Annotated in this window: 13 protein-coding genes; 7 read left to right on the top strand and 6 right to left on the bottom strand. The window is 68.9% G+C overall.

Annotated elements, in window-relative coordinates:
• Positions 1-169 precede the first annotated feature (169 nt).
• The gene (locus C447_RS08310) at positions 170-706 is read left to right on the top strand and encodes a PH domain-containing protein (RefSeq protein ID WP_007692835.1); all 537 of its coding nucleotides are present in this window, start codon (positions 170-172) and stop codon (positions 704-706) included.
• Positions 707-720: 14 nt separating this feature from the next.
• Here the strand turns inward: C447_RS08310 and C447_RS08305 are convergent, their stop codons facing one another.
• Positions 721-1533 carry a heme ABC transporter ATP-binding protein gene (locus C447_RS08305; RefSeq protein ID WP_007692834.1) on the bottom strand — a complete coding sequence of 271 codons (813 nt, stop codon included), beginning with the start codon at positions 1531-1533 and terminating at the stop codon, positions 721-723.
• Positions 1530-2594 (bottom strand): vitamin B12 ABC transporter permease BtuC, encoded by a 1065-nt coding sequence (gene btuC, locus C447_RS08300; protein ID WP_007692833.1) that lies wholly within the window; start codon positions 2592-2594, stop codon positions 1530-1532. The genes C447_RS08305 and btuC overlap by 4 nt, the downstream gene beginning before the upstream one ends.
• 61 nt (positions 2595-2655) lie before the next feature.
• On the opposite strand from btuC, the gene C447_RS08295 reads away from it, so the two are divergent.
• Positions 2656-3954, top strand: coding sequence for a PGF-CTERM-anchored ABC transporter substrate-binding protein (locus tag C447_RS08295; protein ID WP_237713447.1), 1299 nt, complete (start codon positions 2656-2658; stop codon positions 3952-3954).
• Positions 3955-4065: 111 nt separating this feature from the next.
• Here C447_RS08295 and sucD read toward each other — a convergent pair whose 3' ends face one another.
• From sucD to C447_RS08280, 3 genes are all read right to left on the bottom strand, one after another.
• Positions 4066-4935 (bottom strand): succinate--CoA ligase subunit alpha, encoded by an 870-nt coding sequence (gene sucD, locus C447_RS08290; protein ID WP_007692831.1) that lies wholly within the window; start codon positions 4933-4935, stop codon positions 4066-4068.
• Entirely contained in the window at positions 4932-6092 is a 1161-nt protein-coding gene (gene sucC / locus C447_RS08285) for an ADP-forming succinate--CoA ligase subunit beta (protein ID WP_007692830.1), read from the bottom strand. The genes sucD and sucC overlap by 4 nt, the downstream gene beginning before the upstream one ends.
• A 78-nt stretch (positions 6093-6170) precedes the next feature.
• Positions 6171-6830 (bottom strand): glycerophosphodiester phosphodiesterase, encoded by a 660-nt coding sequence (locus C447_RS08280; protein WP_007692818.1) that lies wholly within the window; start codon positions 6828-6830, stop codon positions 6171-6173.
• Positions 6831-6918: 88 nt separating this feature from the next.
• On the opposite strand from C447_RS08280, the gene C447_RS08275 reads away from it, so the two are divergent.
• Complete coding sequence (locus C447_RS08275) at positions 6919-7899, top strand: NADPH:quinone reductase (RefSeq protein ID WP_007692816.1); 981 nt, start codon at positions 6919-6921, stop codon at positions 7897-7899.
• Between the two features lie 91 nt (positions 7900-7990).
• Positions 7991-9352, top strand: coding sequence for a sodium-dependent transporter (locus tag C447_RS08270; RefSeq protein ID WP_007692812.1), 1362 nt, complete (start codon positions 7991-7993; stop codon positions 9350-9352).
• Positions 9353-9364: 12 nt separating this feature from the next.
• Here C447_RS08270 and C447_RS08265 read toward each other — a convergent pair whose 3' ends face one another.
• The gene (locus tag C447_RS08265; protein WP_007692809.1) at positions 9365-9976 is read right to left on the bottom strand and encodes a hypothetical protein; all 612 of its coding nucleotides are present in this window, start codon (positions 9974-9976) and stop codon (positions 9365-9367) included.
• A gap of 124 nt (positions 9977-10100) precedes the next feature.
• Between C447_RS08265 and C447_RS08260 the strand changes: the two genes are divergently transcribed.
• The 3 genes from C447_RS08260 (at position 10101) to C447_RS08250 (ending at position 14183) form a co-directional block, all read left to right on the top strand.
• On the top strand, positions 10101-11663 hold the full coding sequence (locus C447_RS08260) for an acyl-CoA carboxylase subunit beta (RefSeq protein ID WP_010612255.1): 1563 nt from the start codon (positions 10101-10103) through the stop codon (positions 11661-11663).
• A complete protein-coding gene (locus tag C447_RS08255) occupies positions 11624-11929 on the top strand; it encodes an acc operon protein (protein ID WP_394295344.1) in 306 nt (101 codons plus the stop codon). The genes C447_RS08260 and C447_RS08255 overlap by 40 nt, the downstream gene beginning before the upstream one ends.
• Before the next feature lie 130 nt (positions 11930-12059).
• A complete protein-coding gene (locus C447_RS08250) occupies positions 12060-14183 on the top strand; it encodes a PQQ-dependent sugar dehydrogenase (protein ID WP_007692805.1) in 2124 nt (707 codons plus the stop codon).
• Positions 14184-14263 lie beyond the last annotated feature (80 nt).

Genomic DNA, 14263 nt, shown 5'->3' with positions numbered 1-14263 from the left:
ACCGGGCTGATCACTCACGATACCTGAGCCTCGACGGTGGAGAATAAAAATCATCGTACTCGCGGCGGCAACCATCACGAACGTAACCCTTCTCCATCGACCATCGATGGTCGGTCGGTCTCGCTCGGGTTCAAAACCCGTAAGACGATGCCGCGCCTAACGGAACGACATGAGTTCGGCGGCGGGGTCGGTCGAGTGGGTTCACCTCACGGGCGACGAGCGCGTGCTCTGGGCCGGCACCCCGAGTACCTATCCCGCCCTCCCCGCGGTCGCGGTCGGCTTCGGGCTCTGTATCGCCGGGGTCTGGCTCTCGCGGCTCGGGTCACTCCCCGGCCCGTCGTGGCTCCCGCTCGTCTCGGTTCCGATCGGGCTCTGTATCGGCTCCTGGGCCTACCTCACCCGTTGGAGTACGCGGTACGTCTTCACCACCAAAGCGGTCTACGAGAAGACGGGCCTGTTCTCGCGAACGGTCACGCAGGTCCGATTCGACCGGGTGCAGAACACCTCGTTCGACCAGTCGACGGTCGAACGGCTGCTGTCCTACGGCGACATCGCGGTCTACACCGCGGGCACCGGCGGGGTCAACCTCGCGCTTCGAGACGTGCCCGACCCGAAGCGCGTCAACGCCCTCGTGACCACCTGTCTCAGCAACGTCGCCGGGTCCACGACCGACCCACCGGCCGCCGACGAGCGACCGACGCTGTAGCTTTCTCCCCGAGTTCAACGGTCGTCCGCCGCGAGCGCGTCGAGGCGTCGACCCTCCGCACCCGCGAGTGCCGTGACGTCAGGGGTTCCCGTGACGGGGTGACGCGTCACCGCGACGCGGGTGTCGAACGCGCGCTCGACGTTCGACTCCGTCAGCACTTCCCCGGGGCTCCCGCTGGCGAGCACCGTGCCGCCCGCGAGCAACACCAGCCGGTCACAGAACCGGGCGGCGAGCGAGAGGTCGTGGATCGCACACAGCGCCGCCCGGCCCTCGGCGACGAACGCCCGGAGGAGCGAGAGCAGGCGCACTTGGTGGTTGATGTCGAGGCTCGCGGTGGGTTCGTCGAGCAGCAGTCCGTCCGGGTCCTGACACAGCGCCCGCGCGAACACCACCCGCTGGCGCTCGCCGCCGCTGACCTCGTCGATCCGGCGGTCGGCGAAGCGCGCCACGTCCGTGCGCTCCATCGCGCGCCGGGTGTGTTCCCGGTCCTCGTCCGTGACGCGCTCGAACCGCGAGCGATAGGGCGTTCGGCCCATCGCCACGACCTCACGAACCGGGAACGCGAACGAGAGGTCGGTCTGCTGGGGGACCGTCGCCACCCGACGGGCGAGCGCACGCGCCGATAGCCGGGACACGTCGTCGCCGCCGACCGCGACGGTGCCGGTCGTGGGGGTGACCAGCCCGTTGACCGCGCCCAGCAGCGTGGTCTTGCCCGCACCGTTCGGGCCGACGAGGCCGACGACCTCGCCCGGCTCGACGGCGAGGTCGACCCCGGACAGCGCGTCCACGTCGCCGTAGGACACCCCGAGGTCGCGGACCTCGATCACAGCGCACGCACCTCCCGACGACGGAGCAAGTAGAGGAAGAAGGGCGCGCCGACCGCCGCCGTCACGATCCCCACCGGGAGCTCGGCGGGCCCCGAGCGCGCGAGGGTGTCGGCGGCCACCAGGAAGACGCTCCCTGCGAGCGCGCTCGTCGGGAGCAGGATCCGGTGGTCGGGTCCGACGAGGAGGCGCATCACGTGCGGGACGATGAGACCGACGAAGCCGATCACGCCCGAGACGGCGACCGCGGCGGCGGTGAGCACGCTCGACAGCGCGAGGAGGACGCGTTTGCTGCGCTCGACCTCGATCCCGAGCGAGTGGGCCTCGTTCTCCCCGAGGAGGAGAACGTTGAGGTCGCGGGTGTAGGCGAGGAGGACGAGAAAGACGACGAGGGCGAGCGGGAACGTGGTGGTCACGTCGCCCCAGGAGGCGTTGTGGAGGTGGCCCATCAGCCAGTAGGTCACGCGTTCGAGGCTCTCGCCCGAGTTGATCAGGAGGTAGGATATCACCGCCCCCAGAAAGGTCTGGACCGCGACGCCCGCGAGCAGGAGGGTGGCGACCGGTGTTCGCCCGCGCTCGGTGGCGATGAGGTAGACCCCGAAGGCCGCGATCAGCGCGCCCGCGAACGCCGCCCCCTGGAGACCGAGGCCGAAGGGGATCACGACGGGGACCACGATCCACGCGACCGCGCCCGTCGCCGCCCCGGTCGAGACCCCGATGATCGAGGGGTCGGCCATCGGGTTGCGGAAGAACCCCTGCATCACCGTGCCGGCGGCTCCGAGCGCGAATCCCACGATCGCGGCGAGCGCGATCCGCGGGAGGCGAATCTTCATCACGATCGTCGCGGCGGTGTCCGGCACCGAAAACGAGAGCCGAGGGAGGGCGTCGAGAAGCACCATCGCGACGACGGGGTACTCGATCCCCACCGGACCGAGCGCCGCGCTCGCGATGACGACGGCGACGAGCGCGACCACGAGCCCGACCGACCACGCGATCGCACGGCTCCCGACGCGTGCCGGACGGATGGCGGTCGGCTCGTCACGCGTCGTAGACGTCTCTCCCACGAAGCCAACTCGGATTGGGTTAGATAAATATTTATTGAGTACCGCCGCACGTTCCGAGGACATGAGACGCACGATGGTGGGGGCGCTGCTCGTCCTCGCAGTGACGATGGCCGGCATCGCGCCGGTCGCGGCGGTATCGACGGGACCGAACGCCGCGCTCGGCCCCGCACCGGCACAGACGGCGACCGAGACCTGTTCGTTCCCGGTCTCGGCGACCGACGCGACGGGAGCCAACGTCACGATAGACGGCGAACCCGAGAGCGTGGTGGCGATCGGCGCGAGCACCGCCCAGATCATGTGGTCGATCGGGGCGCAGGACAAGGTCGTCGGGATGCCCCAGGGCCCGACGACGTCGTACCTCGATGGGTCGCAGAACCGAACTGATGTCTATCAGGCCGACGGCTACACCGTCGCCACCGAGCGGGTCGTGGGCACCGACCCGGACCTCGTGGTCGCGGCGAACATCATCCCGAACGAGACGGTCGAGACCCTCCGCGGTGCGGGCCTCACGGTCTACAAATCCACTGAGGCGGGGTCGATCGACGACGTCTACGACGACGTGAACACGACGGGTCGCCTCGTCGGCTCGTGCTCGGCGGCGGCCGAGACCGTCAACGAGACCCAGGAGACGGTGAGCGCGGTCGAGGAAGCCGTCGAGGACGAGGAGAATCCACGCGTGCTCTACCCGCAGTCCGGCGGGTTCGCGGTGGGCAACAACACCTTCATCAACGACGTGGTCGAGACCGCGGGCGGCGACAACATCGCGGTGAACGCCGGCATCGAGGGCTACCAGCAGATCAGCAACGAGACGATCGCCGAGCGCAACCCGCAGTGGATCGTCACGTCGAGCCCTGCAACGATCCCAACGGGGGAGCCTTACGCCAGCACCGCAGCGGTCCAGCGAAATCAGACGGTGACCGTGAACGCGAACTACATCAGCCAGCCCGGCCCACGACTGGTGGCTCCGCTGGTGACGGTCGCGAGCGCGCTCCATCCCGAGGCAATGCAGCAGGCGAACCTCACGACCGTCGAGAACACGACGGCCAGCACGTCGACGACCTCCAGTGGGACGGCGAGCACGGCGGCCACGAGCACCGGCGCGGTCGCAACGGACGGGGGCACGTCCGTCGACGCGGCCACGTCGAGCGAGGCGGAGGCGACATCGGTTGAAGCGACGGCCGGCGGTGCGGAAGCCGACGAGACCACGGCCGCAGGCGGAGCGACCGCGGCTGGAAGCGGTGACTCCGAAAACGCGACCGCTGGCGGCGAAACGACGTCGAGCAACGGCCCCGGATTCGGTGTCGTCGGGGCGGCCATCGCGCTGCTCGGCGCGGCGCTGTTCGCCCGACGACGGCCGTAGCGCCGACCGCTCCTCAGCGATAACTAACGACGAACGCAGACGGAGATACTGCGACTGCTTTCTCGAAAAACACGCCCCGATCCGCGAAAATTCGAACTCGTCCTCGACGGCCTACAGCAGGTCTTCGACGTTCTCGGCGACTTCCTCGGGGGTGTCGCCGACGGGAACGCCGGCGTCGTTGAGCGCGTCGATCTTGCTCTCGGCGGTGCCGGTTCCCGAACCCGAGACGATGGCTCCCGCGTGGCCCATCCGCTTGCCCGGCGGGGCGGTCCGGCCAGCGATGAAGCCCGCAACAGGTGTCTCCATCTCGCTGTCGATGTACGCGGCGGCCTGCTCCTCGTCCTCGCCGCCGATCTCGCCGCACATCACGATCGCGTCGGTGTCCGGGTCGTCTTCGAACAGTGAAAGCGCGTCCGTGAAGCCCGTCCCGATGATCGGGTCGCCGCCGATGCCGATGGCGGTCGACTGACCGAGTCCGCGGTCGGTGAGGCTGTCGACCACCTGGTAGGTCAGAGTACCCGAGCGGGAGATGAAGCCGACGTTACCCGACGAGAAGATGTCGCCCGGCAGGATACCGAGTTTGGCCTCGCCGGGGGTGATGATCCCGGGGCAGTTCGGCCCGATGAGGTGGGTGTCGACCTCCGAGAGGCGCTTGTTGACTTTCGCCATGTCCTGCGTGGGGATGCCCTCGGTGATCGCCACCGCGAGGTCGAGGTCCGAATCGAGGGACTCGAAGACCGCGTCGGCGGCGAACGCCGGCGGCACGAAGATGACGGAGGCGTTGGCGTCCTCGGCCTCGACGGCCTCGTCGACGGTGTCGTAGACGGGGACGCCTTCGACTTCTTCACCACCGCGTCCGGGCACCGCGCCCGCGACGACGTTGGTTCCGTAGTCCTGCATCTGGCCGGTGTGGAACTTGCCCTCGCCGCCCGTGATGCCCTGGACGACGACGCGGGTGTCGTCGTCGACGAGCACGCTCATCGCGACCCCTCCGTGACGGAGGCACTGTCAGCGTTCTCGACGGCGCGTTGCACGGCTCCTTCGAGGGTCTCTTCGACCTGGACGAGGTCTGCGTTCAGGATTTCCATTCCTTCCTCGGAGTTCGTTCCGGCGAGTCGCACCACGACGGGTTTCGGTATCTCGTCGAACTGTTCGAGCGCGTTGTTGATCCCCTTCGCGACCTCGTCGCCGCGGGTGATCCCACCGAAGATGTTGAAGACCACGCTCTCGACGTTGTCGTCGGAGAAGACCATGTCGAGCGCGTTCGCGATCCGCTCGGCCTTCGCGCCGCCGCCCACGTCGAGGAAGTTGGCGGGTTCACCGCCGTAATAGTCCACGAGGTCGAGGGTGGTCATCACGAGGCCCGCGCCGTTGCCGATGATGCCCACGTTGCCCTCCAGGCGGACGTAGTCGAAGCCGTACTCGCCGGCCTTGGCTTCGAGGTCGTTCTCGTAGGAGGACTGTTCGATGTCGGCGAGGTCGGGCTGGCGGAACAGCGCGTCGTCGTCGATGTTCATGACGGCGTCGGCCGCCACGACCTCGTCGTCGCTCGTGATCATCAGCGGGTTGACCTCGACGTCCGACCCGTCGCGGTCGTCCCAGAGCTGATAGAGCGTGGTGAGCACGCTCGCGACGTCGGTCGCGACGTCCTGATCGACGCCCGCGTCGAAGACCGCACGGCGCGCCTGGTAGGGATGCATCCCGAAGGCGGGGTCGACGTGTTCGCGTGCGATCGCTTCGGGGGTCTCCTCGGCGACGGTCTCGATCTCCACGCCACCCTCGGAGGAGACCATCGCGACGGGCTTGCCCTCGCCGCGGTCCATCGTCACGCCGACGTAGAGCTCGTTGACGAAGTCGACCGCGGCCTCGACCAGCACGCGCTCGACGGTGTAGCCTTTGAGGTCCATCCCGAGGATCGACTCGGCGGCCTCGCGGGCCTCCTCGTCGTTCTCGACGAGCTCGATCCCGCCGGCCTTCCCGCGGCCGCCGACGTGGACCTGTGCTTTCACCGCGACCGGATAGCCGACCGATCCGGCCGCCTCGACGACCTCCTCTGTGGTTTCGGCGAGTTCTGAGTCCGGGATCGGCATCCCGGCCTCGGCGAACACCTCCTTTGCCTGATACTCGTGCAGTCGCATCGCTAGGACGGCCGGGCGCGGCCCGCATAAAACCGCCACTTTCGCCGTCGTCGGTAGCCCGACGTCACCGACGGGAGCTCACCGCACGTCGGGCGAGTCGGCGATCACGCCGTCGATCCCCTTTCGTTCGAGGAGGCCGGCGACGAACGCGGTGTCGATCGTCCAGACGTTCACCTTCATGTCGGTGTCGTGGGCGCGGTCGACGGCGTCCGTCAGGAGCAGGTGGCCCCAGTGGGGGTGGAGGTAGGCGCAGTCGAGGTCGAGCGCGTGCTCGAAGTCGCGGTCGGGGTTCAACCCGAGGAGGTAGCCGAGTTCGACGGTCGGGTCGTCGACGGTGAGCTGGTCGAGCGCCGCCGCGTCGAACGACGAGACGATGACCTCGTTCTCGACCGTGGAGGCGGCGGCCACCGCGTCGTCGGCGATCCCGCGCTCCTTGAGTTCGAGCACGATCCCGGTGTCGGCGGGGATCGCCGCGGCGGCCTCGTCGAGCGTCGGCACGCCCGTACCCGTCTCGAACACGTCGAGGTTCGAGAGGTCGGCGCTGGAGAGCTCGTCGACCCGGCCCACTCCCGCGGAGATCCGGTCGACGACTTCGTCGTGGACCACCACGAGCTCGCCCGAACCACACCGCCGGACGTCGAGCTCTATCATGTCGGCGTCGGGAACCGCCCGCTCGATCGCGACGAGGGTGTTCTCGGGGTAGCAGCTGGCGAACGCGCGGTGGGCGATCAGCCGCATCGACGTCGGTAGCCCCCCGCCCCGGAAAGCGCTGACGGACCGGACCCGACGCCGATGGCTTTTCCTCGCCCGCCGTCCATTGGGGTCCATGCGCGCAGTCCGCTTTCACGACCACGGTGGCCCCGACGTGCTCCAGGTCGACGAGGTCGAACGGCCCGAACCCGCCGACGACGAAGTACTGGTGGAGGTCCACGCGGCGGGCGTGAACCCCGTCGACACCTACTTCCGGGAGGGGTCGTACGAGCCGTTCACCCTCCCGATGACGCCCGGTATCGACTTCGCGGGCGAGGTGGTTGTCGTCGGAGAGGGTGTCGAGGGGTTCGAGGACGGCGACCGGGTCTACGGCACCGGGATCGGCCGGAGCCACCAGGGTAGCTACGCGGAGTACGCCACCGTTCCGACGGAGTATCTCGTGGCGCTCCCCGACGGGGTGGACGCGACCGAGGCGGGCGCGGCGGGGGTCGTCGCGGCCACCGCGTGGCGCGCGCTGGTCGACCACGCGGGCCTCGAACCCGGCGAGACCTGTCTGGTCCACGGCGGCAGCGGCGGGGTCGGCCACGTCGCGGTCCAGATCGCGGCCGCGGCGGGCGCACACGTCGTCACGACCGCCAGCCCCGGCTACCGCGACCGACTGACCGACCTCGGGGCGGACGTCGTGCTGGACTACTCGGAAGAGAACCTCGCGGACGCGGTGTGCGAGGCCGCGAGCGACCGCCCCGGCGCGACGGGGGGCGTCGACGTGATCCTCGACCACCGCCTCGACGACTACCTCCAGTTCGACGCGGAGGTCGCGGCGACCGGTGCGCGGGTGGTGGGGATCGGGGAGAACGACCCGCAGGTGGGATTCGAGCACGACGGCGTCGCCCGGAGCAAGGACGTCTCCTACCAGTTCATGTCGATGTTCAACACGCCGGACCTCGGGGTCGCGCTTCGACGGCTGGCCTACCTCATGGACGAGGGCGAACTGACGGTCGACGTGGCGCGGGAGTACGACCTCGACGAGGCGGGCGAGGCCCAGCGCGCGGTGCTCGAGGACAGCTTCTTCGGCAAACTCGTGTTGTCTCCCTAACCTGACGGGGTCGAAATACGCCCTCCGGCGGGGCCGAACCACGCGATCGTTTCACAAACGCTTTTGTCCACGGGTTTGGAACCCGGCATCCATGGCAACACGTGAGACCTGGACGACCCGGGCGGGGTTCATCCTCGCGGCGGTCGGAAGCGCGGTCGGACTGGGCAACATCTGGCGATTTCCGTTCCAGACGTCGGCGAACGGCGGGGCGGCGTTCCTCGTCGTCTACCTCTTCGCGGTGCTGTTGATCGGGATCCCGGTACTGCTCGGCGAGTTCGTGATCGGCCGGCGCGCGAACACCAGCGCGATCGGCGCGTTCAAGAAACTCAACCATCCCGCGTGGTGGGTGGTCGGCGCGCTGGGTATCGTCGCCTCCTTCTGGACGCTCTCGTACTACAGCGTGATCGGCGGCTGGGTGATCCGGTACATCGGCGGCTCGATCACCGGGGCAGCGCTCGCCGCGCCCGAGGGCTACTTCGGGGCGATCTCCGTGGGGTCGTCGTCGGTCATCACCCACGTGGTCTTCATGGCGATCACGGTCGGGGTCGTCGCGCTCGGCATCGAGGACGGCATCGAACTCGCGACCAAGGTGATGGTGCCGGCGATCGTGATCCTGCTTGTGGGCCTCGCTATCTTCGCGGCGACCCTCCCCGGTGCGGGCGAGGGCTACGCGTTCTTCCTAGAGCCCGACCTGAACGCCATCGTCTCGAACGCCGGGACTGTGCTGCCGGCGGCGTTCGGGCAGGCGTTCTTCTCGCTCTCGGTCGGGTTCAGCGTGATGATAACCTACGCCTCCTACCTCGGCGAGGACGATAGCCTCCTCGCCGACGGGGTCACCATCGGTATCGCGAACACCGCCATCGGCGTGATCGCGGGGCTCGTGGTGTTGCCGCTCCTGTTCGCCCAGGGCGTCTCGGCGAGCACGAGCGGGCCCGGCGCGGTGTTCGTCTCGATCCCGACCGCGATGGCGAACCTCCCCGGTGGGGACATCGTCGGTCAGATCGTCGGCATCGTCTTCTTCGGCGTGGTGTTGATCGCGGCGCTCTCGTCCTCGATCAGCCTGCTCGAAGCCGCCGTGGCGTTCCTCGTCGACAACTACGGCTTCTTGCGCGGGCGAACGGCGGCGACGCTCGGTGGTGTGGCCTTCGTTCTCGGGATCCCGTCGGCGTGGGACACCGCGTGGCTGAGCTGGTTCGACGGCGTCGGTGTCTCGCTGTTGCTCCCCCTCACGGTGCTCGGCGTCGTGGTCTTCGTCGGCTGGGTGCTCGGCGAGGACGCCGTCGCGGAGTTCCGGACCGGTTCGAGCGCCGATTCGCTCGCGACGGTGTGGCTCTGGGGCCTCCGGACGGTGATCCTCGCCGTGGTGGTCGTCGTGGTCGTCCTCAACTTCCGGGACCTGTTCCTCACGCCGGAGGCGGGCGACTACTTCATCATTCCCGGCCCGCTTCGGTAGGCGGTTCCCGGGCTACTCGTTCCCGTCGGGGACGTCCGCGTCGCTCGTCGCCCGCGGGTCGTCGGCGTCGAGCGCCGTGGTGGCGTAGTACGTCGCGTTCTCGGGGACGTAGACGGTGAAATCGACGTCGCGGCGCTCGTCCGGGTCGAGACCCACCTCGTGGCTCTCGACCTTCCGGACCGGTGCTCCATCGTCGTCGTGAAAGGCGAGCGAGACCACCGCCGCGCGTGCGTCGCCCCCGTTGACGAGCGTGCCGACGAGGTTCACGGTCTCGCCCGCGTGGTCCACGATGCCGGCACGATCCCCCGATCCGTCACGGAGTTCGGCCCCCGACAGCGAGAGGGTGGTCGAGGTGTCGTGCAGCGCGTCCCGGTAGGTTCGGAGACGATTCTGGACGCCCTCCGCCCGGCGGTCGGCTTCGCCGTCGAGCGATTCCCGGAGTCCGAGCACGAGCCCGTCGAGGTCGTCGACCACCGACTGTTCGTCCGCCCGGTCGCGGCCTTCGAGTTCGTCGAGCCGTGTCCGGATCGCGTCGAGGTCGTCGGCGACGTCGGCGTCGGCGCTGGTTTCGATGTCGTCGAGCGCGTCCCGGATGTCGAGTATCGGGGGGAGGTCGTCGCTCATGCGACCCCGTTCGACCCCGACCTACTACTACCCGTGGCCGACGGCACTCCCGTCCGGGGTATCGCAATCCCTTTTCCACCCCGAATCGATGATGGGGTATGGCCAGGTTCGACGGGGTGTGGCGATGAGCGACGATGCCGACGACGGGAGCCCCATCGAGGAGCTCCGGGAGCGAAAGCGGGCGGCGGCGCTCGGGGGCGGCGAGGAGCGCATCGAGGCCCAGCACGAGCGGGGAAAGAAGACCGCGCGCGAGCGGATCGACTACTTCCTCGACGACGACACCTTCCACGAGTTCGACCAGCTCCGCACGCACCGCTCGACCAACTTCGACATGGACGAGCGGAAAGTTTCGGGCGACGGCGTGGTCACGGGCTACGGCGACGTCGACGGGCGCACGGTCTTCGTCTTCGCCCACGACTTCACCGTCTTCGGTGGCTCCCTCGGGGAAGTGTTCGCCGAGAAGGTCTGTAAGGTGATGGACGAGGCGATGGAGGTCGGCGCGCCCATCATCGGGCTCAACGACTCCGCCGGCGCGCGGATCCAGGAGGGTATCGACTCCCTCGCGGGCTACGCCGAGGTCTTCCACCGCAACCAGCAGGCCTCCGGCGTCGTCCCCCAGATCTCGGCGATCATGGGCCCGTGTGCGGGCGGGGCGGTCTACTCGCCGGCGATCACCGACTTCATCTTCATGGTCGAGGACACCTCGCACATGTTCATCACCGGCCCGGAGGTCATCGAGACCGTCACCGGTGAGGAGGTCTCCTTCGAGGAGTTGGGTGGCGCGTCGGCCCACACCTCCGAGAGCGGCGTCGCACACTTCTCCGAGGCCGACGAGGAGCAGGCGCTCGACGATATCCGCCGACTGCTCTCGTACCTCCCCCAGAACAACGTCGAGGACCCCCCGAGAGTCGACCCCTGGGACGACCCGGAACGCGCCGACGACGACCTCAGGGATCTGGTGCCCGACGCGCCGCGCAAACCCTACGACATGACCGCGGTGCTCGAGCGGATCGTCGACGAGGGCTCGCTGTTCGAGGTCGCGGACTCCTACGCCCGGAATCTCGTGACGGCGTTCGCACGGCTCGACGGCCGCGCGGTCGGCGTGGTGGCGAACCAACCTAGGGTAAACGCGGGCACCCTCGACATCGACGCCTCGCTCAAGGGCTCGCGGTTCGTCAGATTCTGTGATGCGTTCAACATCCCGATCCTGACCTTCGTCGACGTGCCTGGCTTCATGCCCGGAACGGAGCAGGAGAAGGGTGGGATCATCAAACACGGCGCGAAACTCCTCTACGCCTACTCCGAGGCCACGGTCCCCCTCCTCACCACGATCACGAGGAAGGCGTATGGGGGTGCCTACGACGTGATGGCCTCGAAACACATCGAGGCCGACGTCAACTACGCCTGGCCGGGGGCCGAGATCGCGGTGATGGGGCCCCAGGGCGCGGTCAACATCCTCTACGACGACGAACTGGAGGACGCCGACGACGTCGAGGCCCGCCGCGAGGAACTCATCGACGAGTATCGTGACACCTTCGCCAATCCCTACATCGCCGCCGAACGTGGCTTCGTCGACGACGTGATCGAGCCCGAGGCGACCCGCTCGGTGCTGGTCGAGGACCTCGAAATGCTGTCGAGCAAGCGGAAATCCGGGCCCGACCGGAAGCACGGCAACATCCCGCTATGACCGCGCCGGACGTGACGGCCGAGATCGCACGGGCGATCCCCGACGACGCCAGCGACGAGGAGGCCGCCGCCATCGCCGTCGCACTCGGGACCCACCTCGGCGACCAGGAGCGCGCGGCGGCCGCCGGAGGAGGGGACGAAACCTGGGACGGCAAGCGGTGGGCGTTCGCGGGCCGGGTCGCGGCGCTCCAGGGCCGACGGGTGCGCGTCCCGACCGCCGCGCCCCTCGACGGCTGGGCCGCCGCCGGGCGGACGGACCGGTTCTGAGACGGTCGCCGGGAGAGGTCGTCGTCCGAACATCGTCGGAATTAACCCGTTTCGGCAGCCGATCCGAGACAAGCGATCCGGTGTGGGAGGGCGGCCGGTGGCCCGCAACCGTATCGAACTCCGTTCAGCCATGCTATCCAAACTACGAACGTCGGATGGGGGATCGTCGCGGCGACAGTTCCTGCGGACCACCGTCGCGGCCGCCGGGGTCGCGGGAGCGGCGAGCCTCGGCAGGGTGAGCGCCCAGTCGCGGGAGACGATCCGGTTGGGCGGCGAGATCGGCGGATGGCAGGGACGCGCGCCCGACTCGATCGCGGGCGAGACCAATCCGACCCTCTCGCTCGACCCCGGGACCGACTACCGACTGGTCTGGGAGAACCTCGATGGCCAGGGACACAACGTCGCGCTGCTCGACGCCGACGGGAACGTGCTGCAACGGACCGATATCATGAGCGAGGAGGGCGCAACGCAGACGCTCGAGTTCACCGCGAGCGAGGGGATGGCCGAATACGTCTGTGAGCCACACATCACCTCGATGCGCGGGACGATCGAGGTCGGGGGCGGGTCGAGCACGCAGGCCCCCACCACCGACTCGGGGGATGGCGAGGAGGCGACCGCCGCCTCGGTGGTCTCCGAGGGGCCGACGGTTCGGATCGACACCATCGTCGACGGTGGGCCGACGGCCCCGCTTGACTTCGAGGTGCCCACGAACCGCGACGGCCGCTACTACATCACCGACCGGCTCGGCCAGGTCTACGTCTACGACGGCGGCGGTCTGCGCGACGAGCCGTTCGTCGACGTCAGCGACCAGCTCACGGAGATCAGCGGCGAGATGGGCCTGCTCGGGATGGCGCTCCACCCGAACTACGGGGAGAACCGGAAGTTCTACCTGCGCTACAGCGCGCCGCGCCGGGAGGGAACACCCGAGGAGTTCGACCACACGGAGGTCCTCTCCGAGTTCACCGCCAACGACGACGGCCTCACCGCGGACCCCGATTCCGAGCGAACGATACTCGAGATCCCCTCGCCGTACGACACCCACAACTCGGGGGCGATCGCGTTCGGCCCGGACGACGGCTACCTCTACGTGGGGATGGGCGACGGCGGCGGCGGGTTCGACGTCGGCCTCGGTCACGTCGCGGACTGGTACGAGCGCTTCGACGGCGGCGAGGGACCGGACGTCTCCGGCAACGGCCAGGACGTCACCGAGAACCTCCTGGGGAGCATCCTCCGGATCGACGTCGACACGCAGGAGGGTGAGAAGGCCTACGGCATCCCCGACGACAATCCGCTGGTAGGGCAGGAAGGCCTCAACGAACACTTCGCGTGGGGCTTTCGTAACCCCTGGCGGATGGGCTTCTCGAACGGCGACCTCTACGCCGCCGACGTCGGCCAGTCGCTCTACGAGGAGGTCAACCACGTCCAGAAGGGCAACAACTACGGCTGGAACGTCCGCGAGGGGACCAGCTGCTTCGAACCCGGACCGGAGGAGAGCCGGAACCCGCCGGATTCCTGTCCCACCCACACCCCGGACGACGTTCGCGGCGGCGAACCCCTCGTCGACCCCGTGATCGAGTACCCCCACTCGGTGAACGACGACAGCATCGGGGTCGCGGCGGTCGGCGGCTACCTCTACACGAACGACGCGATCCCCGCGGTTCAGGGAACATTCGTCCTCGGCGACTACCGGCTTCCCGGGGCCGACAGCAGCCCGACCGGCCGGCTGATGGCCGCGACGCCGACCGAGGAGGGGCAGTGGCCGCTCGCGGAACTCCGGATCGAGAACACCGATTCGCACCGCCTCCCCGGCAGCATCCTCACGCTCGGCCGGGACAACGCGAACCGGCTCTACGTCCTCACCACCGCCGAACCCGCCGAGGGCGAGACGGGTGCCGTACACCGGATCGTCCCTCCGGAGTCGGCGAACCGGGCGAACGCGAACGCCTCCGCAGCCAACACGACCGTCGGGGGCACGAACGTGAGCGATTCGACGACCGTCGAAACGACCGGGACGAACACCGGAGCAGCGACGACGAGCGCCGAAACGACCGGGGCCGGCACGTCGACCGGCGCGACGAGCGCGGCGGCCGAAACCGGCACGGCAAGCGGGTCCGGGTCGGCCGCCGACGCGAACGCCTCCGGGGCCGGAACGGACGGTGAGACCACCAGTACGAACGGCCCCGGGTTCGGCGTGGTCGCCGGGGTGGCCGGTCTCGCGGCGGTCGCCGCGCGCCGCCTCCTCGGTGACGACTGAGCGGTCCGGGTTCCACCACACTCGGCGGACCGTGAGGATGGTTCCGCACCGTCGGCGACCGATCCCGCGACGCCGCCGAG

The organism is Halococcus hamelinensis 100A6 (genome assembly GCF_000336675.1).
Lineage (GTDB): Archaea > Halobacteriota > Halobacteria > Halobacteriales > Halococcaceae > Halococcus > Halococcus hamelinensis.
Note: the sequence above shows the minus strand (reverse complement) of the source record. Positions and strands in the feature narration are given on the sequence as shown.